The organism is Paenibacillus whitsoniae (assembly GCF_003955665.1).
GTDB classification, from domain to species: domain Bacteria; phylum Bacillota; class Bacilli; order Paenibacillales; family NBRC-103111; genus Paenibacillus_E; species Paenibacillus_E whitsoniae.
Map to the genome: position 1 here is coordinate 1 of NZ_RXHU01000070.1, position 22,746 is coordinate 22,746.

Genomic DNA, 22,746 nt, shown 5'->3' on the forward strand with positions numbered 1-22,746 from the left:
GAATGTCCCCGATTTTGATCGCGCCGTGCGTAACCATAATGCCACCGATGACGCTGACGAGCACATAGCCGATGTTGCCGATAAACGACATCAGCGGGAATATGAGCCCGGAAATAAATTGCGCTTTCCAGCCGGTATTATATAGCCGATCGTTGATTTCGTTGAATTTGTTCACAGCGTCCTGCTCGCGGCCGTATGCTTTCACAATCGTATGTCCGGTAAACATTTCCTCAACGTGTCCGTTCAGCTCGCCGATCGTCCGCTGTTGGCCGATAAAATATTTTTGCGAGCGGGAGGCGATCATCTTCGTGCCCCAGATACTCAGCGGCAAGGTGATAATCGTCGCCAGCGTCAGCAGCGGGGAGATGGTCAGCATCATGATGATGACCCCGACCAGCGTTACAATGGACGTGATGAGCTGCGTCAAGCTTTGCTGCATCGTCGACGAGATCGTATCGATGTCGTTCGTCGCGCGGCTCATCGTATCCCCATGACTGCGGGAATCAAAGAAAGAGAGCGGCACCCGTGTCAGCTTCTCGCTGATGTCGCGGCGCAAATTGAACACGACGCGTTGGGCGACGGTTACCATGACGCGCTGCTGCACATACATGAGCGCGGAGCTGACGATGTACAGCACGGCGAGAATCAGAATGATGTGCAGAATGCCGTCAAAATCGATTTTAGCCCCGGCTACACCTTTCATCTTCGCCATCGCGCCCTCAAACAGCTTCGTCGTGGCGTTCCCCATCAGTTTCGGGGAGACGATGCCGAAGACGGTGCTCAGAATTGACGCGATCAACACGATGGAGATAGAGACGCGGAACGGTTTTAAATAAGATAGCAGCCGTTTCAGGGTCCCTTTGAAATCTTTGGCTTTTTGAACCGGACGGCCCATGCCGCCGGCGCCTCCTCGGCCAAAATGACCCGGGTTTACGCCTTGCGGAGGGGAGGAACGGTGATCTTTAGATTTGTCGCTCATGCGCTTTCCTCCTCCGATAGCTGGGAAGCTACGATTTCTTTATAAACGTCGCAAGTTCGCATCAGCTCGCTGTGAGTACCTATGCCGGCAATGCGGCCTTCGTCCAGGACGACAATTTTGTTCGCGTCCATAATCGTGCTGACGCGCTGCGCGACGATCAGCATGGTCGCCTGTTCGGTTTCCGCTTTCAGCGCGGCGCGGAGCTTGGCGTCGGTTTTAAAGTCGAGCGCGGAGAAGCTGTCATCGAACACATAAATCGATGGCTTGCGCGCAAGCGCACGGGCAATGGAGAGACGCTGCTTCTGGCCGCCGGACAGGTTGGTGCCGCCCTGTGCCAGCGGTGAAGCATAGCCCTCTTTCATTTCTTCTATGAATTCCCTAGCCTGGGCCGTCCCTGCGGCATGAATCATCTCTTCTTCCGATGCTTCTTCGTTGCCGAAGCGCAGGTTGGAAGAGACAGAGCCGGAGAACAGAACGGCTTTCTGCGGCACGTAGCCGATTCGCCCGCGCAAGCTTTCCAGGGACAGCGCGCGGATCCCCGTGCCGTTCAGAGCGATTTCCCCGCTGTCTGCGTCATAGAAGCGGAGCAGCAGGTTCATCAGTGTCGTTTTGCCCGAACCCGTACCTCCGATAATGGCCGTCACTTCGCCGGGCTCCGCCGTAAACGAAATGTTGTGCAGCGCAGGCTGCTCGGCACCGGGATAAGAGAAGGTCACATCGCGGAACTCGACCCTCGTTTCCTTACCTTGCAGCTTCGCAGGTGAGGACGCGTCGTGAATCGTCGACTCAATTGCCAGCACTTCATTAATACGAGCCGCGGAAGCGGTTGCGCGCGGAATCATCATGAAAATCATTGTCATCATAAACATGCTGAACATAATTTGCATCGCATATTGAATAAAGGCCATAAGATCGCCGATTTCCATATGATTGTTATCGATGCGGATACCGCCGTACCAAAGAATAACAACCATGCCCAGGTTAAAAATGAGCATCATCAGCGGCATCATGGTAACCATGATGGAGTTGACGCGAATCGCCGTTTGCGTGAATTCCTGGTTCGCGGTCTCAAACTTCTTTTTCTCGTGCTCGGAACGGTTGAACGCGCGAATGACGCGAATGCCTGTCAGATGCTCGCGCAGGACAAGGTTGATGCCGTCGATTTTCACCTGCAGCGCTTTGAATAGCGGCATACCGGTGCGCATAATCACGGCGATGACCAGGGCGAGAATCGGAATCACGGCTATTAAGACAAGCGCTAAGTGGGCGTCTTTATAGGTAGCCATAATGACACCGCCAATCAGCATCGTCGGCGCGCCGATGAACATCCGCATCATGACGATCACTTGCTGCACTTGGGAGATATCGTTCGTGGTGCGCGTGATGATGGAGGATGTACCGATTTTATCAAATTCGTTCAAGGAAAAACTTTCGACGTGCGTGAACAGCTTGCGACGCAAATCGCGTCCAAAGCCTGTTGCTGTACGGGATAGCAAGTAGCTGGCTACCATGACGCAAGCCATCCCGCCCATTGCGACGAGCAGCATATAAGCGCCGAATCGGAGAATATATCCGACATCGCCTTTGACAACCCCGGTATCCACAATGTCGGACAGCAGGGTAGGCAAGTAGAGCTGGGCCAGTGACTGGAGGAGCATCAGAATAATGATGGCCGCGACAGAAGCTTGGTACGGTCGTAACAACCGAAATAGTTTGAACATAGGTTCCTCCTTCGTCCTCAAAAGCGGTATAATTAGTATGGTAATTATATCATATCCAAACTTGATTACTCTAGGGCGTGTCTGAAAACCCGCTCAGGGGCATCTTTCACCGCCTTTTCGCCCCCTGCTGCGTCACTTCCGCTTGACGTACCCCCGGTACGCCTTCACAAAAGTTCCTTGCATGGAACGAAAATTCGGCCAAATCTGCGACCCTCGGAGCATTCAGACACGCCCAATTTGAGTAAAGAAAAAAACATTGACTTAATGTGTCGAAAGTGGGATAATCCCTTTAATTACATATGTACCTTTAAAAACAGTCCAGAGAGGCTGGCAAGGTGAAACGATTGAAAGTCGGGATGGTCGAACTGCGGTTTGGCTCTACCAGCTTAGGATGTGCTGCATCCAGCTGACCCGCTCTGTCTCGTTGTGCGTTCGGAACTCCTTGCCGCGAAATGGCAAGGAGTTTTTTTGGTTATCCGAACCGGAGCCGGCTAATGGCTGAATCAGACGTTGAGGAGGCGAGAACGATGAGTGAGACGGCGGAACATACCGTCATCATGGATGAAATGGGAATACGCAGGGCGCTGACGCGGATTGCGCACGAGATCCTGGAAAAGAATAAAGGGGTAGAGAACTGTACCCTGATCGGCATTCGTACCCGCGGCATTTATCTGGCCAAGCGTGTGGCGGAACGCATTTTGGACATTGAAGGGGTCCCCATTCCTGTCGGCGAAATCGACATCACGTCCTACCGGGATGACCGCATCAAAGTTCGCTCCGTGGAAAATGTGCAGGAAGGCGGCAAACTGCAAATCCAGGATCGCAAAATCATTTTATTCGACGACGTGCTCTTTACCGGCAGAACCGTCCGGGCGGCGATGGACGCCTTGATTGATCTGGGCCGACCGCAAATGATTCAACTCGCTGTGCTGGTGGACAGGGGACATCGCGAACTTCCGATTCGTCCCGACTATGTGGGCAAGAACGTGCCGACATCCAAAAGCGAAAGCATCGAAGTGATGCTGACGGAGAAAGACGATAAAGATGAAGTCATCATTCGATGGTTGAGGGGGAAACAGGAGTGAGTATCGTGAGCACACAGCAAACAAAGCATTTCTTGGGTCTGAAAGGCGTAAGCGCCGCGGAGATCACAAGCCTTCTGGATCGCGCAGCATATTGGGAGCAGCATCCATCCAAAGTGACGAACACCCTGCAAGGCAAATTCGTATCGAATCTCTTCTTTGAAAATAGCACGAGAACGCGCTTCTCGTTTGAACTTGCTCAGAAGCGCCTCGGCGCAGGCGTTCTGAACTTCTCGGCAGCAGAATCGAGCGTGCAAAAAGGCGAATCCATCTACGACACGGTGCGGACGCTGGAATCCATGGGCATCGATGCCGGTGTGATCCGCCTCAAGCCGACGGGCGTGCTGCAGGAGCTCGCCGAGAAAATCAAAGTCCCGCTCATCAACGCGGGCGACGGCAACAACGAACATCCGACGCAGGCGCTGCTCGACTTCTATACGATGCGCAAGCACTTCGGCGCTATCAAGGGATTGACAGTCTCCATCGTCGGAGACATTCTGCACAGCCGAGTCGCACGCTCCAACCTATGGGGGCTGCTGGAGTTGGGCGCAAAAGTGAAGTTCTGCGCGCCGCCTAGCATGCAAGCGCCGGAACTGGCGCAGTTCGCGCCTTACGTAAGCTTCGAGGAAGCCTTGCAATCCGACGTCGTGATGATGCTTCGTGTGCAGCTTGAGCGTCACGACCACGGGCTGCTTCGCTCCGCCGAAGACTATCGCGAGCAGTACGGCATGACGATGGAACGGGCAAGCCGCATGGCGTCGCACGCGATCATCATGCACCCGGCTCCGGTCAATCGGAACGTGGAGATCGACGACGAATTGGTCGAGCATGAGAAGTCCAAAATTTTTACGCAAATTGCCCACGGCGTGCCGATTCGGATGGCCGTCATCGAGCGAGCGTTAACATAACCGAGGAGGCTACAAGAGCATGGGGATTTGGATTCTGAACGGTTTAACCGTTGATGTCAATAATGAAACAGCGAAGAAACACATTTTGGTTGAAAATGACGTGATTACACAGGTGCTGGACGCATCCGCAGTCGTGGCTCCGCAAACGGCAGGACACGAAGTGATCGACGCGGCAGGCAAGCTGGTAACGCCGGGCTTCATCGACATGCACGTGCATCTTCGCGAGCCGGGCTTCGAGCATAAGGAGAACATCGCGACGGGCACGCGTTCTGCGGCGAGAGGCGGTTTTACAACAATCGCCTGCATGCCGAATACAAGACCGGTTATCGATACGGTTGACACGGTGAACTACATATTCGATAAGGCGGCGACGGAAGGCGTGATTCGCGTCTTGCCTTACGGGACGATCACCAAAAACCAGCTCGGCCGGGAATTGACGGATTTTGCCGCCTTGAAAGAAGCGGGCGTTATCGGCTACACGGATGACGGCGTCGGCGTGCAGAGCGCGCAAATGATGAAGGATGCGATGGCTTTGGCCGCTTCGATGGATATGCCGATCATTGCGCACTGTGAGGACGACACTTTGGTTGTCGGTGCAGCCGTAACGGAGGGTTCGTTTTCGAAGAAGCACGGACTTAAAGGCATCCCGAACGAATCCGAAGCGATCCACGTCGGCCGTGATGTGCTGCTGGCGGAAGCGACAGGCGTTCACTACCATGTGTGCCACGTCTCCACCGAGCAATCGGTTCGCCTGATTCGCCAAGCGAAAAAATTCGGCGTCAACGTAACCGCAGAAGTGTGCCCGCATCATCTGGTGCTCTCCGACGAAGACATTCCTGGGCTGGATGCCAACTGGAAAATGAACCCGCCGCTGCGCACACCGCGCGACGTGGAAGCAGTGATCGAGGCGCTGGAAGACGGCACGATCGACATTATCGTAACCGACCACGCACCGCACGCGGAAGAAGAGAAAGCCAAAGGCATGATGATGGCGCCATTCGGTATTCTCGGCTTTGAGACAGCGTTCCCGCTGCTCTACACGAAGTTCGTCGAGACAGGCAAATGGACGCTGGGCTTTCTGGTCGACCGTATGACGAAGAAGCCGGCTGACGTGTTCGGCTTGCCTTACGGCACCTTGAGCGTAGGCAGCAAAGCGGACATTACCATCGTCGATTTGGACACGCCGCGTGACGTCAAAAAAGAAGAAATCGTCTCCCGCAGCAAAAACACCCCGTTCATCGGTTGGGAGCTCAAAGGCTGGCCGGTTGTGACGATTGCATCGGGCAAAGTGGTCTGGTCATAAAAAGTTCGAAAAAGGCTTAGTAAGCAAAGCGAATTGCACGCAATGCTCTATACGATTGGTCTAAAATCGTGTATATTTATACAAACAGATTAATTTTTATGCAAGTCCTTGCGGGAAGCAGGGCAAGAGAGAAGCGGCGGTTCGCAAGGGAGTCGCCTGACAAATGCGAAGGAGTTGAACTACATGCAGGCAAGATTGTTGCTGGAAGACGGCACGCTTTTTACAGGTAAATCGTTCGGTAGTGAAGGTGAATCCGTCGGCGAGGTCGTTTTTAATACAGGTATGACAGGTTATCAAGAGGTGCTTTCCGATCCATCCTACTGCGGGCAAATCGTGACGATGACGTATCCGTTGATCGGCAACTACGGCGTGATCCGCGACGACTTCGAATCCGTGCGTCCATTCATTCACGGCTTCGTTGTGCGCGAGCACGAAGACATTCCAAGTAACTGGAGAGCGCAATACACGCTCGGCTCCTTGCTTAAAGAGTATGGCATCGTGGGGATCTCCGGTATTGATACGCGGATGCTGACTCGTAAAATCCGTCACTACGGGGTTATGAAAAGCATCATCACGACTTCCGACAAATCCGTCGAGGAATTGATGGAAGTTCTGAAAAATACGCAGCTGATGACGGACCAAGTGTCCCGCGTGTCCACGAAGAGCGTATTCGGCGCACCTGGTCACAAAGAGCGCGTCGTCGTTGTCGACTTCGGCGCGAAAAGCGGCATCATCCGCGATCTGAGCAAACGCGATTGCGACGTTGTCGTCGTGCCGCAAAACGCAACGGCTGAGCAAATCCGCCGCCTTGCACCGGACGGCGTCCTGCTGTCCAACGGCCCTGGGGACCCGAAAGACGTTCCGCATGCGGTTGAGATGATCAAAGGCTTGCTCGGCGACATTCCGCTGTTCGGGATCTGCCTTGGCCACCAACTGTTCGCACTCGCTTGCGGCGCTGATACGGATAAACTGAAATTCGGCCACCGCGGCGGCAACCATCCGGTTAAAGACCTGATCTCCGGACGCTGCTATATTACTTCCCAGAACCACGGCTACACAGTAAAAGAAGAATCCATTCAAGGCACGGAGCTGGAAGTTACGCACATCAACAACAATGACCGTACGATCGAAGGTTTGCGTCACAAGCAATATCCGGCATTCTCGGTGCAATATCATCCGGAAGCGGCTCCGGGGCCATTCGACTCCAGCTACCTTTTCGATGATTTCATCCAGATGATTCGCGACTATAAAACGAACAACCCTGAGCAGCCGCGCCAAGCGCAAATGCTGGCTCAGTGGAAAGCGTCCACGGAAGCTAGTCCGACAGCTGTCAAGGAGGAACTGCAATATGCCCAAAAATAATACACTCAAAAAGATTCTCGTGATCGGCTCCGGCCCGATCGTCATCGGTCAAGCGGCCGAGTTTGACTATGCCGGCACGCAAGCTTGCCAAGCGCTCAAAGAAGAAGGCATGGAAGTTATCCTGATCAACTCCAACCCGGCGACGATCATGACGGATACGAACATGGCAGACAAAGTCTACATCGAGCCAATTACGCTCGAATTCGTTACACAAATTATCCGTCAAGAGCGTCCTGACGGCTTGCTTCCGACGCTCGGCGGCCAAACAGGCCTGAATATGGCGGTTGAGCTTGCGCGTGCAGGCGTTCTCGAGAGCGAGAACGTGAAACTGCTCGGTACGCAGCTAACGGCGATCGAGAAAGCGGAAGACCGCGACTTGTTCCGCGACCTGATGAGAGAGCTGGAGCAGCCGGTACCGGACAGCGTCATCGTGACGTCCGTTGCCCAAGCGGTTGATTTTGCCAACGAAATCGGCTTCCCGATCATCATTCGTCCTGCCTACACGCTTGGCGGCACAGGCGGCGGGATCTGTAACACGATGGAAGAACTGACGGACATCGTCGCTTCCGGCTTGCGTTACAGCCCAATCGGTCAGTGTCTCGTTGAGCGCAGCATCGCCGGCATGAAAGAAGTCGAGTACGAAGTGATGCGCGATGCGAACGACAACTGTATCGTTGTGTGTAACATGGAAAACTTTGACCCGGTTGGCGTACATACAGGCGACTCCATCGTCGTAGCGCCAAGCCAAACGCTGTCGGATCGCGAGTATCAAATGCTGCGCTCCGCATCCCTGAAAATCATTCGCGCCTTGAACATCGAAGGCGGCTGTAACGTTCAGTACGCACTGGATCCGCACAGCTTCCAATACTATGTCATCGAGGTAAACCCTCGTGTGAGCCGTTCCTCCGCGCTCGCTTCCAAAGCAACGGGCTACCCGATTGCCAAAATGGCGGCGAAAATCGCGATCGGCTACACACTGGACGAAATCGTCAACCCGGTAACGGGCCAAACTTACGCATGCTTCGAGCCTGCGCTGGACTACATCGTCTCCAAAATCCCGCGCTGGCCGTTCGATAAATTCACAGCGGCAAACCGCAAACTCGGCACGCAAATGAAAGCGACCGGGGAAGTTATGGCGATCGGACGCACGTTCGAAGAGTCCATTCACAAAGCGGTTCGTTCCCTGGAAATCGGCGTACACCGCCTGTTCCTGAAAGAAACCGACCAGCTCGACAAAGAAACATTAGAGTTCCGTCTGCAAAAGCCGGACGACGAGCGCCTGTTCCTTATCGCAGAAGCATTCCGCAGAGGCTATACGATCGAGCAACTGCAAGACATTACGAAAATCGACTGGTGGTTCCTGAGCAAGCTGAGCGGCATGATCACGTTCGAGCAAGAGATCGCGGCAGCTGAGCTTACGCCTGAACTCATCCTTGATATCAAGCGCAAAGGCTTCACAGACCGCGCGGTTGCGGAAATCCGTACACTTGCCGGTTGCGCGACTTACACGAAAGAGGCGGACGTGCGCGCTTATCGCTTGCAGCATGGTGTAAAACCGGTATACAAAATGGTTGACACGTGCGCAGCGGAATTTGAAGCATCGACACCTTACTACTACTCGACGTATGAGCAAGAAGACGAAGTGACGGAAACAGAGAAACAGAAAGTCGTTGTTCTCGGCTCCGGTCCAATTCGTATTGGCCAAGGCATCGAGTTCGACTACTCCACAGTTCATGCGGTTTGGGCGATCCAAGCGGCTGGCTATGAAGCGGTTATCATCAACAACAACCCGGAGACGGTTTCGACAGACTTTAACACATCCGACCGCTTATACTTCGAGCCATTATTCTTCGAGGATGTCATGAACGTCATCGAACGCGAGCAGCCAATCGGTGTTATCGTCCAATTCGGTGGTCAAACGGCGATTAACCTGGCGGCTCCACTGCATAAAGCAGGCGTGCGTATCCTTGGTTCCGATCTGGAAAGCATCGATACAGCGGAAGATCGTAAGAAATTCGAAGCCTTGCTGAAAAAGCTGGCAATTGCGCAACCTCCTGGCGGCACGGTAACTTCCGTGGATCAAGCGGTTGGTACAGCAGCGCAGTTCGGCTATCCGGTTATCGTGCGTCCTTCCTACGTACTCGGCGGGCGTGCGATGGAGATCGTGTACTCCGACCAAGAGCTTTTGAACTACATGGACTACGCGGTTAAAATCAACCCTGAACATCCGGTTCTGATCGACCGTTACATGCTGGGCAAAGAAGTTGAAGTCGACGCGATCTGCGACGGCGAAACGGTCTTGATCCCAGGTATCATGGAGCACATCGAGCGCGCAGGGGTTCACTCCGGCGACTCCATCGCGGTGTACCCGCCGCAGTCGCTCTCGGACAGCATCAAAGCGCAAATCGTCGACATTACGACGAAAATCGGTCTTGAACTGAAAGTGTTCGGTCTGGTTAACATCCAGTTCGTTATCCACAATGATCAAGTGTATGTCATCGAGGTGAACCCGCGTTCTTCCAGAACGGTGCCGTTCCTGAGCAAAGTAACGAACATTCCGATGGCAAATGTAGCAACCCGCGTGATCATGGGTCAAAAGCTGACGGAAATGGGCTACCAAAGCGGTCTGTGGCCGGAAGACGCTTACGTCTCCGTCAAAGTGCCGGTGTTTTCCTTTGCGAAGCTGCGCCGGGTCGATACGACGCTCGGACCTGAAATGAAATCCACAGGTGAGGTTATGGGCCGCGACATCAACTTCGCGAAAGCTCTGTACAAAGGTCTCATCGGTGCTGGCATGAAAATCCCGGCTGCTGGATCAGTTGTTGTGACAGTAGCGGATAAAGATAAAGAAGAAGCAATCGAAATTCTGAAAGGCTTCTACCGCCTTGGCTACAAAATCATTGCAACCGGCGGTACGGCAACGGCGATTGAGCAGGCAGGTCTGCCTGTAACGACCGTTAACAAATTAAGTGAAGGTTCGCCAAACATTCTGGATCTGATTCGCAGCGGAGAGGCGCAATTCGTGGTCAATACGCTCACCAAAGGCAAAGAGCCTGAGCGTGACGGCTTCCGTATCCGCCGTGAAGCGGTGGAGAACGGCGTCGTGTGTATGACATCCTTGGATACGGTTAGAGCGCTTGTGAACATGCTGGAGGCTATTAACTTCTCCTCCCGTTCCATGCCGGTCTACGCGTAAGGAGGACTTACGACTTGACGACGTTAACCCGAGCTGAGCTGACAGGCCGAATTATGGTCGCTTTGGATTACGCAAACGCGGAGAGTGCGGAAAAGCTGCTGACGCAGCTTGACGGCATTCCCTGCTTCGTCAAGGTTGGGATGCAGCTGTTTTATGCTGCAGGCCCAGCCTTTGTCGCGAATTTGAAGGATCGCGGCTATAAAGTGTTTCTCGATGTGAAGATGCACGACATTCCGAACACGGTCAAGGGGGGCGCGGAGAGCGTGACGCGCCTTGGGGTCGATGTGTTCAATGTGCATGCCGCAGGAGGTAAAATAATGATGGAGGCCGCCTTGGAGGGGGTCGACAAGGCCGTGTCCGGCGGGAGCGATCGGCCGCAGGTGATCGCTGTCACGCAACTGACCAGTACGAGCCAGGTCGTGCTGAATGAGGAGATCGGCCTCGCCGGTTCCATGGAAGAGGCCGTGCTGCGCTATGCGCGCCTGACGCGTGCGGCGGGCCTTGCCGGTGTTGTCGCGTCGCCGCACGAAGTGACGGCGATTAAAGCGGCCTGCGGCGCCGACTTCGTCACAGTGACGCCGGGCATTCGCCCTGCGGGCGCCGACGTGGGCGACCAGTCGCGCATCATGACGCCGCAGCAGGCGTTCGCGCAAGGCACGGACTACGTTGTGATCGGGCGTCCGATCACCGGCGCGGCGGATCCGCGTGCTGCGATCGAGGCGATTATCGATTCCGTAAGCTAAACGTAACATCACCATATGACGATGGAAGGAACGGGGAATGAACATGAGTCAATTAGAAACGATTGCGCAGCATATTGCCGCATCTTTGCTGGAGATTGGGGCGGTAGCGCTCCGTCCGCAGCAGCCTTTTACATGGACATCCGGTCTGAAATCGCCGATTTATTGCGATAACCGCCTCACGATGTCCCACCCGGCGATTCGTGAAGCGATTGCCGACGGGTTTGCGACGTTGATCAAAGAAAAATTCCCGCAAGCGGAAGTTGTCGCGGGAACAGCAACAGCGGGCATCCCGCACGCGGCTTGGGTCGCGCAAAAGCTTGGCCTGCCGATGATCTACATTCGCGACAAGGCGAAAGGGCATGGCAAAGAGAATCTGATCGAAGGTACTGTGAAGCCGGGACAAAAAGTTATCGTCATCGAGGACCTGATCTCGACGGGCGGCAGCTCGCTGAAAGCGGCGCTCGCGGTGAACGACGCAGGCGCCGAGGCGCTTGGCGTGCTGGCTATTTTCTCCTACCAGCTGGACAAGGCGACAGAAGCGTTCCAAGCGGCGAATATGCCGCTGCACACGCTCTCTAACTACTCCGCGCTGCTGGAAGTTGCCCTTGAGAAAGGCGCGATTCAAGCGTCTGACATGGAACTGCTGCGCTCTTGGCGTGCCAATCCTGCGGCTTACGGCCTATAGGAAATTGCTGAGTGTCGGGGTCATCCTGTTTCGACATCTCGCAAGCGGTCGGATTTGTTTTGACGCGGTCGGAAATTGACGGATTTTGGCAACGGCTTTATACTAAAGAAGTGTCAGGTTGTCGTTAACCTTTCACGATAAAGGCAAATGACGCGAAAGCGGCAGACGCAAAGCTACAGGGGCTAACCGGCGAGGACGCCGTATGCCTGCCAGCTACCGCATGGAGAGGAGAAACGAATTTGAACATTTCCCCTATGTTGTCCGCAATCAATAGCGGTGACGGACTCAAGCAAGCGATCGGCATTCAACTGCTGAGCAAATCAAGCGATATGCAAGCCGGCTTGACCGGCACGATGCTGCAGGATTTTGCCCAAGCTCAGGCGAAGGTCACAGCTGCATCCGTCACGCCGCATCTGGGCGCGAATCTCGATATTCGCGTGTAACGAAAGAAGCTCTACCTTCTCGAGAAGGAGAGCTTCTTTTGCGTTTGGAGCAACTGTTACGCTACAGAGGATCCCCAGCTTGCAAAATCCGTAAAAACGTCTGCAGCGGCTGGGACATCCACTTTTTGGGATGAAGCAGTACTTGTAGATCCATCGCAAGATGAGTGTGGGGGAAAGGCAGCTGAACAAGCGTTCCTTGACTCAGTTCCATATCTACGGCAATGCGGGGCAGCAGCGCGATGCCCAGACCGTTCATGACGCAACGCTTTATCGCCTCCAGGTTGCCCAGCTCAAAGCCAATCCGGAGCGCGACATCGTGCTCCTTGAGCAATCGCTCGAACATGCCGCGGTACAAGCATCCATCTTCCGTGACGATAACTTCTGTACTTTGGAAGTCGGCATAGGCAAGCCCTTCGCCACTCAGCGCGAGTGGATGATGGTGGGGCGCGATAAAGACGAGCGGCTCTTCGCGAATCAGGGTGCATGTGAGCGTTGGGTCCGCCGGAAAATGATCGAGCAGGAGGCCGACGTCATAGTCGCCTTCGCGCACCTTAGTTAGGATGGAAGCCTCGCTGTCGGGCACGAGCTGAATGTTCAGGCCGGGATAGGCCATTTTCAGAGTGTGCAGATGGATTGGCAAGTAATAGGCGGCGAGCGAATGGATCGTGCCGATGGTCAGCGTGCCGGTCAGTTGATTGGCGACGATTTCTTTGGATTGATCATAGAGCTCTAACATTTGAACGACGAGCCCTAGCAGCGTTTCTCCCGGAGGGGTCAATCGCAGCTGGCGGCCGTAGCGTTCGAATAACGGGACGCCGTATTCGCGCTCCAGTTTTTGAATTTGCATCGTGACGCTGGATTGCGCGTATCCCAGCTCCTCCGCAGCCCGGGTAAAGCTGCCTCTTCGAGCGACTTGTCGGAATGTTCGCAGGTAGGTGAGGTCCATTTTGCCCCTCCTTTTCATCAATATTTTTGATGATGATTATCATTTATTATAGCTAACTGTGATGAGAAGTTCCATGCTAAAGTAAATGTACAAATTCATTTTGCCAAGGAGTGAGAGACCATGCTTCAGGAAAAAGACTTAAAAGGCATCTACGTGCCGATCATTACCCCGTTTGACGAGGCGTTCGGCCTGGATGCCGGATCCTTTTACAATCATGCGTTGGAGTTGTTTCAGAATGAGATTCACGGCCTTGTCGTGAGTGGGACAACAGGAGAGTCGCCAACCTTGACCTCGGAGGAAGTGCGTGAGCTGGTTGCGACAGCGCAGTCGGCGAGGGAAGCGGCGCAATCCGCTGCACCAATCGTGGTCGGAACGGGGACAAACGATACGTCGGCAAGCGTGAGAAAGACCGAGCAAGCCGGTAACTTGGGCGCGGATGCCGCACTCGTCGTCGTACCTTACTACAGCCGGCCGAGCCAGCAGGGGATAATTGAACATTTTAAGCGGATTGCCGAAGTGGGAGTCCCTGTAATTCTGTACGAGATTCCTCAGCGCACCGGAGTTAAGCTGGAGCTGCATACGGTGAGAACGATTCTGGAGTTGGACGGCGTGATTGGCATGAAGGACAGTACGTCAGATACGAGTCTTGTGTCGGAGTTGTCGCGATTGGGGTCCAAGCCAGTGCTGTGTGGGGATGATGCCTTGCTGTACCGCGCGCTAGAGGCGGGGGCTGCCGGAGGGATGACGGCGTCGGCGAATGTGATGACGAATCGTTTTGGCGAGCTATTCCGTCAGTTTAGTGGGGGGGACCTCGTGCAGGGACGTAAAACGTTTGAGGAACTGCTGCCGCTCATCCGTCTGCTGTTCCAAGAGCCGAACCCGGCGCCGCTCAAGTGGCTGCTCGCTCAGTCTGGTGTGATTGCATCGGGGACGCTGCGTTTGCCGAACGTGCCGATTACGGATGGACTGCAAGCGAGGCTGCGGGAATTTCGAGTGTGAAGGGAGGCGCTGAATATGGGGATGGAGCGGAAAAAAGTGTTTACAGGTTCACCTTGGGAGCCGCAAGTTGGCTACTGTCGGGCGATTCGCGTCGGTGACCGCATTGAGGTCGCCGGCACGACAGCGATGAAAGACGGCGAAGTCGTGGGCGAAGGTGATGCTTATGCGCAGACGCAGTGTATTACGACGACGATTCAGGAGGCGCTTCGTGAGTTAGGCGCAGAGCTGTCGGATGTCATACGTACTCGCATGTTCGTCACAGATATCTCACAGTGGGAGGCCTATGGGCGGGCACACGGGGAGTTTTTCCGAGATATTCAACCTGTGGCCACGATGGTGGAAGTACAAGCGCTTATCGATCCGAGATTGATGATTGAGATTGAGGTCGAGGCTGTGGTGGGCGGGGAATAGGTTGAGCGAGTGGGTGCTGCCAGTTGCAAGCGGATCGAAAAGGCGCTATTCTTCGGATTTCTCCGATTATGGCTATGAAGTGGAACGAGGAGGTGCTATTCTGCCCCTAACCTCTCGGAATCGCACAGCAGGGAGCTAATAAGGACTTCTCGTTCCTTTTCTAAGAAAAATCAAGAGAGTTTTCGAAAATAGCGCATTTACGTTCCTCTATTCAATTGGGGGAAGTGGCTTGCTACCCCACCCGTTTCCCCACAATAATCAGATCCCGTTCCAATCCGTCGAGCTCCGCAACTTGCGGGAGATGCGCCCAATCGGCGAAGCCGAATTTGCGGAACAGCTGAAGACTCGGCTCGTTATGGCCGAAAATAAAGCCTAGCACGGTCTTGACCCCAATTTTGGGGCAAGCGGCGAGCGCCTGCTCCATCAAATGGCGGCCGATGCCATGTCCGCGATACGCTTCGTCGACGTAGATGGAGATCTCGGCGGTAGCGTTGTAAGCCGGGCGACCGTAAAACGACTGGAAGCTCAGCCAGCCGCAAATCCCGCCATGCGCGTCATCCAGCACCCATAACGGGCGAAAGTCCGGCGAGTGCTCATTAAACCAACGCTCCCGACTGGCTGCGGTGACAGGTTCCGTGTCGGCCGTTACCATGCGTCCGGGGATCGTGGAGTTGTAGATCCGAACGATCTCCTCTAAGTCAGAGCGTTCAGCATCGCGGAGACGATAAGGCAATCCCATTATGCTACACCTTCTCCCCAAATGAAATCGCCGACAGCTTATCCCAATAACGTGCGATCGTCGCGGTACCGTTATCCCAGTTTTCCAGATGGAAGTGCTCGTTCGGCGCATGCAAGTTTTCGCCAGGTACACCAAAGCCCATCAGCACGACCGGCGCGTTCAGTACACGGCCCAACACCTCGATAATCGGGATGGAGCCTCCGCTGCGCGTGTACACGGGCCATTCGCCGAACGTCGCCTCATACGCCTCGGCGGCCGCTACCATGACAGGCTCGTCGATTGGCGTAATAAAAGGATTTCCGTATAGTTGGCGATCTAGTTGGATGGTAACGCCAGGGAATGACTGCGCATGAATATGCGCTTCAACCGCATCCATGATTTCCTCGGGCTGCTGTGCAGCGACCAGACGGCAGGCGATTTTGGCGCTCGCCCGGTTCGGAATGATCGGCTTAATGCCTTCACCCTGAAATCCCCCGCTGACGGAGGTAATCTCCAGGGTAGGACGGGACGTTGTTTGCTCGTAGAACGAGTAGCCTTGTTCACCGTACAGCCCGGAGACCTGTAAATCCGTGCGTACTTTATTTTCATCCGGCGCGACCTGTTTGAAAGACTCCCGCTCTTTGTCGGAAAGCGCAAGAACCCGATCATAGAAACCTTTAACCGCCACACGTCCTTCTTCATCGTGAAAAGAGCTGAGCAGCTTGGTCAGCGCATGAATCGGGTTCTGCACGGCGCCGCCGAACAGTCCGGAATGCAGGTCGCTGTTGGCACCGTCGACGGTGATCTCAAATCCCGCCAATCCGCGCAGTCCATACATTAAAGCTGGTTTGCCCAAGCTTTGCATTTGGGTATCCGAGAGGACGATGGTGTCCGCTTGCAGACGTTCCTGGTGCTTCTCAATGAAAGCGGGCAAATGCTTGCTTGCAATTTCCTCTTCACCCTCGATGCAAAATTTCACGTTGACAGGGAGAGATCCGGCTGTTTTCAGGAACGCTTCAACCACTTTGATATAGAGCAGAACCTGCCCTTTGTCATCTGTGCTGCCGCGCGCATACAGTTTATTATCCTTAATGACCGGGTCAAAAGGTGGCGTTTCCCACAGCTCTAAAGGATCCGCAGGCTGCACATCATAATGGCCGTAAACGAGCACAGTCGGCTTACCCGGCGCATGCAGCCAGTCGGCATAGACGACAGGATGGCCGCCATCTGTCGGCATAATGTCCACATGCTCCAGTCCGGCTTCTCGCAGAGAAGCGGCAACCCATTCGGCGCAGCGCGCCATATCCGGCACATGCTGAGCTAGAGCACTCACGCTTGGGATTCGTAAAAACTGCTTGAGCTCTTCTATGTGTGTCTGTTTGTGGGCTTGCAGATGCGTCAACACTGATTCTAACATGGGTCAATTCCCTCTTTCATGGACATGAATAAGACCATTTTACAATGAAAATATAGCCGAGTCTAATGCTGCAGCGCCCTGCTCATAACCGTGCCCTAAATTGGTTACATTAGTAATAGAGAGCGAATCCAAATATGGGGTGAGTTTTATGAAATGGGTGTACTGGGCAAAACTCTACGATACCAAGTTCCAAGCGGGTTGTCTGGCTAAGCGCATGGAAGAGGACTGGTGGATTTACGGCTATGAATGCCCGCAGGAAGTCGAGGTCTATAAATCTAAAAAAGGCCGTTTCGGGGTGCGCTACAATACGTAATGGCCTGTGGGCAATTGGAAAAATAACGCTTGACTTCACTTTCCGAGGTAGTGTATATTTGTTTTTGTCGCACATGCGACATGAGGATATATCGCGGGGTGGAGCAGCTCGGTAGCTCGTCGGGCTCATAACCCGAAGGCCGCAGGTTCAAATCCTGCCCCCGCAACCAAATTTTTATTTGGGCCTATAGCTCAGTTGGTTAGAGCGGTCGGCTCATAACCGATTGGTCGGGGGTTCGAGTCCCTCTGGGCCCATAGTACGGAAACCCTTGGTATGTAAGGGTTTTTTATTATTTTACAGGAGAAATCAACTTTGGGAGGATGTCCGAATGTGCCGTAATATTAAACCGTTATTCAATTTTGAACCGGTCGCAACGGAAGAGGAGATCCGTGCGGCCGCCTTGCAATTTGTTCGTAAAATTTCGGGTTTTACTGCGCCGTCGAAGGCGAATGAGGTCGCGTTTGAAGAAGCGGTGCAGGGCATTACGGATGTCGCCCAGAAGCTTATGGACTCTCTCGTCACTCAGGCGGAACCTCGCAACCGCGAAATAGAGGCACAGCGGGCACGCGAACGAAATGCGATTCGATTTGGGACAAAAGCATAAGTAAAGGGCGGTTTCCGGGTTCTTGGAAAGCGCCCTTTTTGTTGTTTTGGCAGCGTTGTCTATCAATCTGCGGAACGCCCCCGAACCCTTCGCATAGTATAGAGTAGACGAAGAGAAAGGGTGAAAACTCATGGCGAAAGGATTTGACTGCGCAACGCGTTTAACGGAAGCAACGGCTGCTGCTTTTGCCCGGGACGGATATGAATTTGTAGCCCGTTATCTTGTGCCGAGCGGAGCAAAAGCGCTGACGAGAGCGGAGGCGGATACGATCTCCAAGGCCGGGATTTCTATCATTTCTTGTTTTGAAACAACGGCGGATCGCGCATTGGGCGGCAGAGCGGCAGGTCTTGCGGATGGGAAGACCGCGCTGCAAGTCGCGGCAAGCGTAGGACAGCCGTTTGGCAGCTGCATTTATTTTGCCGTCGATTTCGACGCTACCGCTGCGCAAATGCCATCCGTGATCGCGTATATTCAGGCGGCAAGCGAAGCGACTCCGAATTATACGACCGGCGTGTACGGTTCTTATGCGGTCATCGAGGCTGTGTATGCGGCCGGTGCCTGCTCGCACTTCTGGCAAACGTACGCCTGGAGCGGCGGCAAGAAATCGACCCACATGCAGCTCTATCAGTATAAAAATGACGTTGTTGTGGGCGGCATTCCCATCGATTATGACGAATCTTACGGCAATGAAGGCTGGTGGCAGACGGATGCCGCGCCGCAGCCAGGCCCTGATCCCGTCACCATGACGGCCAAGGACGCGAATGCAATCATCCCGTTCCTGTCGGCCGGTTATATGGCGACAACGTCGGCCGCAGCGCGCGGGGAATTTCACCGCTTGGCGAATGAGCTGCGCAAAGCCTCCGGCCAAGCGCCGCAATAGCAGAAGCCCGATCGCAGGACGATCGGGCTTTTTTGCGCTAGCGCATCACGGCGCTGCGGATGTACCAGCGATCCTCGAGCGACGCCCGCTCGAGGTGAAAATGAATCCGCCGATGCTTCACGGCGGAGGCGCCTTCCGGCGTCGTCGAGACGTCGACGTCGGTGTCGTACTGAAGGAGCCCGGAGACATCCGGCTCCTTCGCCTTGGACAGGCGGCGCATGCTGCGCACATGCAACGCCTGTTCTTCCCCTGTGGCGACCTGCAGCAGCTGCAGGTCGCCTTGGTGGGCGGCGCTGATCCAGACGTCGATCAGCGCCAAAGGCGGGAGCTTGCTGACGTACTCGTTCAGCAAGCCTGCGGCCCGGTGCACCATGACCTGGTGCGCCGGGTCCATAGAGCGGGAGCGGTGGGTCACGCTCCCGAGAAAATGGATGCAGAAATGACCGTTAAAGTCATTTCCGGGAATCCCGTCGCCGCCGTGCGGCATGCCGTGCATCGAGGCCGCGAGTGTGCGGCCCTCGTACTTGACGAGCACGGCGCGGCGGTTCCAGCTCCAGTTGCCGCCGTAGATCGATTTCAGCGTCGCGGAGTCTTCCTTCGTCAGCGGCTGCACATCCGCGTGGCTGGAGCCTGCGCGGCGCTGGCCTTCGAAGCTCAGGCCGCTCTCGACGTCTACGATGGTGAACGAGCTGAATTTGGGGATAATGCGATTCGCATCGTTCCAGTGGAGCAGTTCGCCGTAATGTTGTTGGCGCAGGGACTGCACGTGCGTCTTCAACGTGCTTTGAGCCTCATCTTCAAGGACATGGTACTGGTGTCCGATGGGGTCGACCACTTGTCCCGTTGGTGTTACATAGACGCGCTGTTCTTGGCCTTTTTGCCTGTAAGTCAGGACTGTATCAGGAAGGAGCGGCTCTGAGTAAGCAGCGCCGGGCTTTCGATCTTCCAGCGCGCGGAGCACCGCTTTATCCGTGAAAGTGGCTTCCGTTTGATAGTGCGCACTCGGTGAAGCTTTGACCACGAGTCGGAGCGTGCTGTCAGCTCCGGCGGCTTGAAGCAATGACGGTGGTTCTTCGAGAACGGCGGCGTTGCCTGACATCCATAAACCTGAGCTCAACAGGAGGGCGAGCAGTCCGGTAAGCAGGCATTGGGATCTTGTGCGAAGCGCACAACGTACAAACATGGGACGGTTCCTCCTCAATTCATTGGCATAGATGGCTGTATTAAGTTTTTGCCAATTTGCCTGTTTTTATCAAGGAGGGATGAGAGGAGGAGTGGATCATGGAATTGGGCATAAAAAAAGCCCTTGAATCATCAAGGGCTTTTTTCTGTATGACCTGTAGTGGGCTCGAACCACTGACCCCCACCCTGTCAAGATGGTGCTCTCCCAGCTGAGCTAACAAGTCTTAAAATATAGCGACAAGTAGTAATATACCAACAATAGCTGATATTGTCAAGCATTTAGCGCTTATCGTTTAGTGCTTTTCGCCAAAAGAGAAAAAGTTTCAGCAGGCGAGAACCTGATCTCCGCGATTTTTTGGATCTTGGTAGATAGGGTGTAGGGTTAGCCGTGTTAGCCGTAGTTTGAACGTTATTTGGGGCAAGGAGGAGAGAAAGTTCCTCGTGGGTCAAGCCTTGCGTCGACATGATTCTTCATCAATCCTTCTCAAGGTAGCATTGACGTAAATGTATCATATTTGCCTGAGAATGCCTATAGGACTTTCATCTTATCTCATTTTGTGGTAACTTGATGTCATTAGAGTTTGGGAGGAACAGAGGAAATGACGAAACAACAGCATCGATGGAATTTGCGCTTGAAAAGCAGCAACGTGTACTTGGGAACGGTCTACTTAAGCGAGCCGCTGCCGGAAGTCGAGGATGTGATTATGATCGGGGATAAAAAGTATTCGATTCTCGAACTGGGTTCCACTCGGGATGCCAGTGACGTTTTTGTGGAAGAAGTCAAAAAGAAGTAGAACACAGGGCCTTGGACAGGTCCTTTTTTTATCCATTATAATAGGGAAAAGACTGATTCACTCTAAGGAGGATCGAGTGATTCAGTCTTTTGAGCTTGCGCCTACATCAAAGGATTAGCGTTTGTAGCCGCCCAGGGATTGCTCGGCGATTTGCACTAATCTTTTTGTGATGTTGCCGCCGATGGAGCCGGCATCACGTGTTGCCAAATTACCATTGTAACCAGAAGGGGAGAGAGGGACACCTAGTTCTTGAGCGACTTCGTACTTCAGTTGATCCAGTGCTGCTTTTGCTTGTTGTACGACTAAAGTGTTTGATCTAGCCATTCAAAATCATCTCCTTTTTTATGGTACACCAGTATTATTTGAATGTTCAGATTATTTATGCATGACTCCTTAAAAAATTTTTGTACATGCAAAAGCCCGCAGATTCAGTTCCGCGGGCTTACGTTGTCGTCTCGTTAGGTGATGGCGCTGTCTGGCATGCTAGTTCTCTTCTTCACCGTTATCTTCCGTTCCTTCTTCTTCGTTCTGATATACGATTACTTCGTCCAGCAACATGCGCTTCACCTCCTGGTCTTCTATAAGCTCATTATAGAATGGTTTGGTAACGCTTACAATGGGGCGAGCCCTTTCATCCGAAATTTGATGAGATCTTAATGTTGTTGTCGAACGATGTCTATTTTCACTCGAATGCATGTTTTTCCGTTCGATGAATATAGATGAGGCAAGACAGCAAATTTTTATGAAGTTGTCAAGGGGATGGAGGGGTCCGAATGAAACGGTCGGATGTGATTTTGGAATTGCAGCTTGTTCCGGAACTGCTCAAGCAGGCGGAAGCGATCTACACGGATGCGATTTCTGAGCTGAACTGGGCCAAGCATGCCTTGCTCTCGAAGGAGTGCGAGGTGATTGGCGAAGGTTTGGTTACAGGTAAAAACGAACTTCAGCGGCAAGCTGAGATGTGGCCGCATACGAAGGAGCTGCAGGCCCAGGTGCTACGGAAGGAAGAACTGGTCGAGCATACAAAGGTGGAGTTTCATTTTTATAAAAGAAAATTGGAGAATTTGCAGATTATTGCGAAGCTGATGACCATTTTATAAGAAAATATAAGAAAAATTGAAATTTTCGCCCCAACCTGCGATTACCTTCCCGAGCAGTTGAGCATCCTAAGGGTAGATTTTGTCAAAGATCAGTCTCGGGAGGACAAACACAATGAATAGAGCTTCGTTTTTAATGACAGCTGGAATTGGCGTAATGATGCTGGCAGGCTGCAATCAAGTTCAATCGGTTTCGGGTGTCGAGGCGCCAGCCCCATCAGCACCCATTCAAGTCAAATTAATCGGCGCCAACGGGCAACATGTGGGCAGTGCACAGCTATCGGCAGCACCGGAGGGCGTGCTGGTTCAATTGGAGGTCAACGGTCTTCCTCCGGGCGAACATGGTCTGCATATCCATGAAAAAGGTGTTTGTACCGCTCCTAAATTTGAATCGGCCGGCAGTCACTTCAATCCGACAATGAAGGAGCATGGCTTCCTCAATCCGAAAGGATATCATGCCGGCGATTTGCCGAATTTGGAGGTGGACAGCCAAGGCAAAGGTGTGTTTAAAGCGGTTAGCCAGGCTGTCAGTCTAACCCCTGGCGCTTCGAATTCTCTACTTAAGCCGGGTGGTACCAGCATCGTTATTCATGAGAAGCCGGACGACCTGAAGACGGATCCATCCGGCAACTCCGGCAGCCGCATTGCATGCGGTGTTGTGAAGTAAGGGAAGGAGCGGTATAACGCCTCATGATTAAAACACAGGATCTCAAACTTCAAATGGACGAGCTTACCAAGCAGAATGATCTGGTGTTAATTGAATTGGAGCAGGTGAAACGCATGCTGCTGTCAGGCGGTCAAGGAGGTTCAGAAGGGCAAGGCTCAGGACAAAGCCAAGGCCAGAGTCAAGGTCTGGGTCAAGGTCAGAACCCGGGTCAGAGGCCAAACGATTATGGGCAGGGACAGTCCTATTCATCAGGCGGAAGCGGAAGCGGAGGCGGGAATGGCAGTGGCAGTGGCAGT

23 protein-coding genes, 3 tRNA genes, 1 pseudogene and 1 riboswitch are annotated in these 22,746 nt (G+C 53.7%); of the genes and pseudogenes, 19 read left to right on the forward strand and 8 right to left on the reverse strand.

What is annotated here, in order from left to right:
- Positions 1-979 (reverse strand): ABC transporter permease (locus tag EJQ19_RS22070; RefSeq protein WP_164716668.1); only part of this gene is annotated, 979 nt, incomplete at its 3' end.
- The gene (locus tag EJQ19_RS22075) at positions 976-2,700 is read right to left on the reverse strand and encodes an ABC transporter ATP-binding protein (protein ID WP_126143412.1); all 1,725 of its coding nucleotides are present in this window, start codon (positions 2,698-2,700) and stop codon (positions 976-978) included. The genes EJQ19_RS22070 and EJQ19_RS22075, both read right to left, overlap by 4 nt.
- A gap of 527 nt (positions 2,701-3,227) precedes the next feature.
- Here EJQ19_RS22075 and pyrR point away from each other — a divergent pair.
- The 8 genes from pyrR (at position 3,228) to EJQ19_RS22115 (ending at position 12,422) form a co-directional block, all read left to right on the forward strand.
- The gene (gene pyrR, locus EJQ19_RS22080) at positions 3,228-3,785 is read left to right on the forward strand and encodes a bifunctional pyr operon transcriptional regulator/uracil phosphoribosyltransferase PyrR (protein ID WP_126143413.1); all 558 of its coding nucleotides are present in this window, start codon (positions 3,228-3,230) and stop codon (positions 3,783-3,785) included.
- On the forward strand, positions 3,761-4,690 hold the full coding sequence (locus EJQ19_RS22085; protein ID WP_126143414.1) for an aspartate carbamoyltransferase catalytic subunit: 930 nt from the start codon (positions 3,761-3,763) through the stop codon (positions 4,688-4,690). Before pyrR ends, EJQ19_RS22085 begins: the two co-directional genes overlap by 25 nt.
- A gap of 19 nt (positions 4,691-4,709) precedes the next feature.
- Positions 4,710-5,993: a dihydroorotase gene (locus EJQ19_RS22090; protein ID WP_126143415.1), complete on the forward strand. Its 1,284-nt coding sequence runs from the start codon at positions 4,710-4,712 to the stop codon at positions 5,991-5,993.
- A gap of 183 nt (positions 5,994-6,176) precedes the next feature.
- Positions 6,177-7,355 carry a glutamine-hydrolyzing carbamoyl-phosphate synthase small subunit gene (gene carA, locus EJQ19_RS22095; RefSeq protein ID WP_126143416.1) on the forward strand — a complete coding sequence of 393 codons (1,179 nt, stop codon included), beginning with the start codon at positions 6,177-6,179 and terminating at the stop codon, positions 7,353-7,355.
- Complete coding sequence (carB, locus tag EJQ19_RS22100) at positions 7,342-10,551, forward strand: carbamoyl-phosphate synthase large subunit (RefSeq protein ID WP_126143417.1); 3,210 nt, start codon at positions 7,342-7,344, stop codon at positions 10,549-10,551. Before carA ends, carB begins: the two co-directional genes overlap by 14 nt.
- Positions 10,552-10,604: 53 nt before the next feature.
- A complete protein-coding gene (pyrF, locus tag EJQ19_RS22105) occupies positions 10,605-11,294 on the forward strand; it encodes an orotidine-5'-phosphate decarboxylase (RefSeq protein WP_126143431.1) in 690 nt (229 codons plus the stop codon).
- Between the two features lie 43 nt (positions 11,295-11,337).
- Entirely contained in the window at positions 11,338-11,979 is a 642-nt protein-coding gene (gene pyrE / locus EJQ19_RS22110) for an orotate phosphoribosyltransferase (RefSeq protein WP_126143418.1), read from the forward strand.
- A 132-nt stretch (positions 11,980-12,111) separates the two neighbouring features.
- Positions 12,112-12,200: riboswitch (cyclic di-GMP riboswitch) on the forward strand.
- 18 nt (positions 12,201-12,218) lie between these two features.
- Positions 12,219-12,422: a putative motility protein gene (locus EJQ19_RS22115; RefSeq protein WP_126143419.1), complete on the forward strand. Its 204-nt coding sequence runs from the start codon at positions 12,219-12,221 to the stop codon at positions 12,420-12,422.
- A gap of 61 nt (positions 12,423-12,483) precedes the next feature.
- Here EJQ19_RS22115 and EJQ19_RS22120 read toward each other — a convergent pair whose 3' ends face one another.
- Positions 12,484-13,368: a LysR family transcriptional regulator gene (locus EJQ19_RS22120; RefSeq protein WP_126143420.1), complete on the reverse strand. Its 885-nt coding sequence runs from the start codon at positions 13,366-13,368 to the stop codon at positions 12,484-12,486.
- A gap of 120 nt (positions 13,369-13,488) precedes the next feature.
- Here EJQ19_RS22120 and dapA point away from each other — a divergent pair, with 120 nt between their 5' ends.
- The gene (dapA, locus tag EJQ19_RS22125; protein ID WP_126143421.1) at positions 13,489-14,367 is read left to right on the forward strand and encodes a 4-hydroxy-tetrahydrodipicolinate synthase; all 879 of its coding nucleotides are present in this window, start codon (positions 13,489-13,491) and stop codon (positions 14,365-14,367) included.
- Between the two features lie 21 nt (positions 14,368-14,388).
- Entirely contained in the window at positions 14,389-14,778 is a 390-nt protein-coding gene (locus EJQ19_RS22130; protein WP_126143432.1) for a RidA family protein, read from the forward strand.
- 232 nt (positions 14,779-15,010) lie between these two features.
- Here EJQ19_RS22130 and EJQ19_RS22135 read toward each other — a convergent pair whose 3' ends face one another.
- Both EJQ19_RS22135 and EJQ19_RS22140 read right to left on the reverse strand, forming a co-directional pair.
- Positions 15,011-15,517, reverse strand: coding sequence for a GNAT family N-acetyltransferase (locus EJQ19_RS22135; RefSeq protein WP_126143422.1), 507 nt, complete (start codon positions 15,515-15,517; stop codon positions 15,011-15,013).
- Positions 15,518-15,521: 4 nt separating this feature from the next.
- On the reverse strand, positions 15,522-16,913 hold the full coding sequence (locus EJQ19_RS22140; RefSeq protein WP_126143423.1) for a dipeptidase: 1,392 nt from the start codon (positions 16,911-16,913) through the stop codon (positions 15,522-15,524).
- A gap of 148 nt (positions 16,914-17,061) precedes the next feature.
- Between EJQ19_RS22140 and EJQ19_RS31945 the strand changes: the two genes are divergently transcribed.
- The 5 genes from EJQ19_RS31945 (at position 17,062) to EJQ19_RS22160 (ending at position 18,710) form a co-directional block, all read left to right on the forward strand.
- Positions 17,062-17,226: a hypothetical protein gene (locus EJQ19_RS31945; protein ID WP_164716669.1), complete on the forward strand. Its 165-nt coding sequence runs from the start codon at positions 17,062-17,064 to the stop codon at positions 17,224-17,226.
- Positions 17,227-17,318: 92 nt separating this feature from the next.
- Positions 17,319-17,395 (forward strand) — tRNA-Met (locus tag EJQ19_RS22145).
- 11 nt (positions 17,396-17,406) lie between these two features.
- A tRNA-Ile gene (locus tag EJQ19_RS22150) sits at positions 17,407-17,480 on the forward strand.
- A gap of 74 nt (positions 17,481-17,554) precedes the next feature.
- Positions 17,555-17,830: a DUF2277 domain-containing protein gene (locus tag EJQ19_RS22155; RefSeq protein WP_126143424.1), complete on the forward strand. Its 276-nt coding sequence runs from the start codon at positions 17,555-17,557 to the stop codon at positions 17,828-17,830.
- Positions 17,831-17,960: 130 nt separating this feature from the next.
- The gene (locus EJQ19_RS22160; protein WP_126143425.1) at positions 17,961-18,710 is read left to right on the forward strand and encodes a DUF1906 domain-containing protein; all 750 of its coding nucleotides are present in this window, start codon (positions 17,961-17,963) and stop codon (positions 18,708-18,710) included.
- Positions 18,711-18,747: 37 nt separating this feature from the next.
- Here EJQ19_RS22160 and EJQ19_RS22165 read toward each other — a convergent pair whose 3' ends face one another.
- Positions 18,748-19,893, reverse strand: coding sequence for a hypothetical protein (locus tag EJQ19_RS22165; RefSeq protein ID WP_126143426.1), 1,146 nt, complete (start codon positions 19,891-19,893; stop codon positions 18,748-18,750).
- Between the two features lie 150 nt (positions 19,894-20,043).
- Positions 20,044-20,116, reverse strand: a tRNA-Val gene (locus EJQ19_RS22170).
- 375 nt (positions 20,117-20,491) lie between these two features.
- Here EJQ19_RS22170 and EJQ19_RS22175 point away from each other — a divergent pair.
- Positions 20,492-20,686, forward strand: a complete 195-nt coding sequence (locus tag EJQ19_RS22175) for a hypothetical protein (RefSeq protein ID WP_126143427.1) — start codon at positions 20,492-20,494, stop codon at positions 20,684-20,686.
- 114 nt (positions 20,687-20,800) lie between these two features.
- Here the strand turns inward: EJQ19_RS22175 and EJQ19_RS22180 are convergent, their stop codons facing one another.
- Positions 20,801-21,010 carry an alpha/beta-type small acid-soluble spore protein gene (locus EJQ19_RS22180; RefSeq protein WP_126143428.1) on the reverse strand — a complete coding sequence of 70 codons (210 nt, stop codon included), beginning with the start codon at positions 21,008-21,010 and terminating at the stop codon, positions 20,801-20,803.
- Between the two features lie 449 nt (positions 21,011-21,459).
- Here EJQ19_RS22180 and EJQ19_RS22185 point away from each other — a divergent pair, with 449 nt between their 5' ends.
- From EJQ19_RS22185 to EJQ19_RS22195, 3 genes and pseudogenes are all read left to right on the forward strand, one after another.
- The gene (locus tag EJQ19_RS22185; protein WP_126143429.1) at positions 21,460-21,786 is read left to right on the forward strand and encodes a hypothetical protein; all 327 of its coding nucleotides are present in this window, start codon (positions 21,460-21,462) and stop codon (positions 21,784-21,786) included.
- 112 nt (positions 21,787-21,898) lie between these two features.
- Positions 21,899-22,450, forward strand: a complete 552-nt coding sequence (locus EJQ19_RS22190) for a superoxide dismutase family protein (protein WP_126143430.1) — start codon at positions 21,899-21,901, stop codon at positions 22,448-22,450.
- Between the two features lie 23 nt (positions 22,451-22,473).
- Positions 22,474-22,746: pseudogene (locus EJQ19_RS22195) on the forward strand (hypothetical protein); the annotation flags it as partial.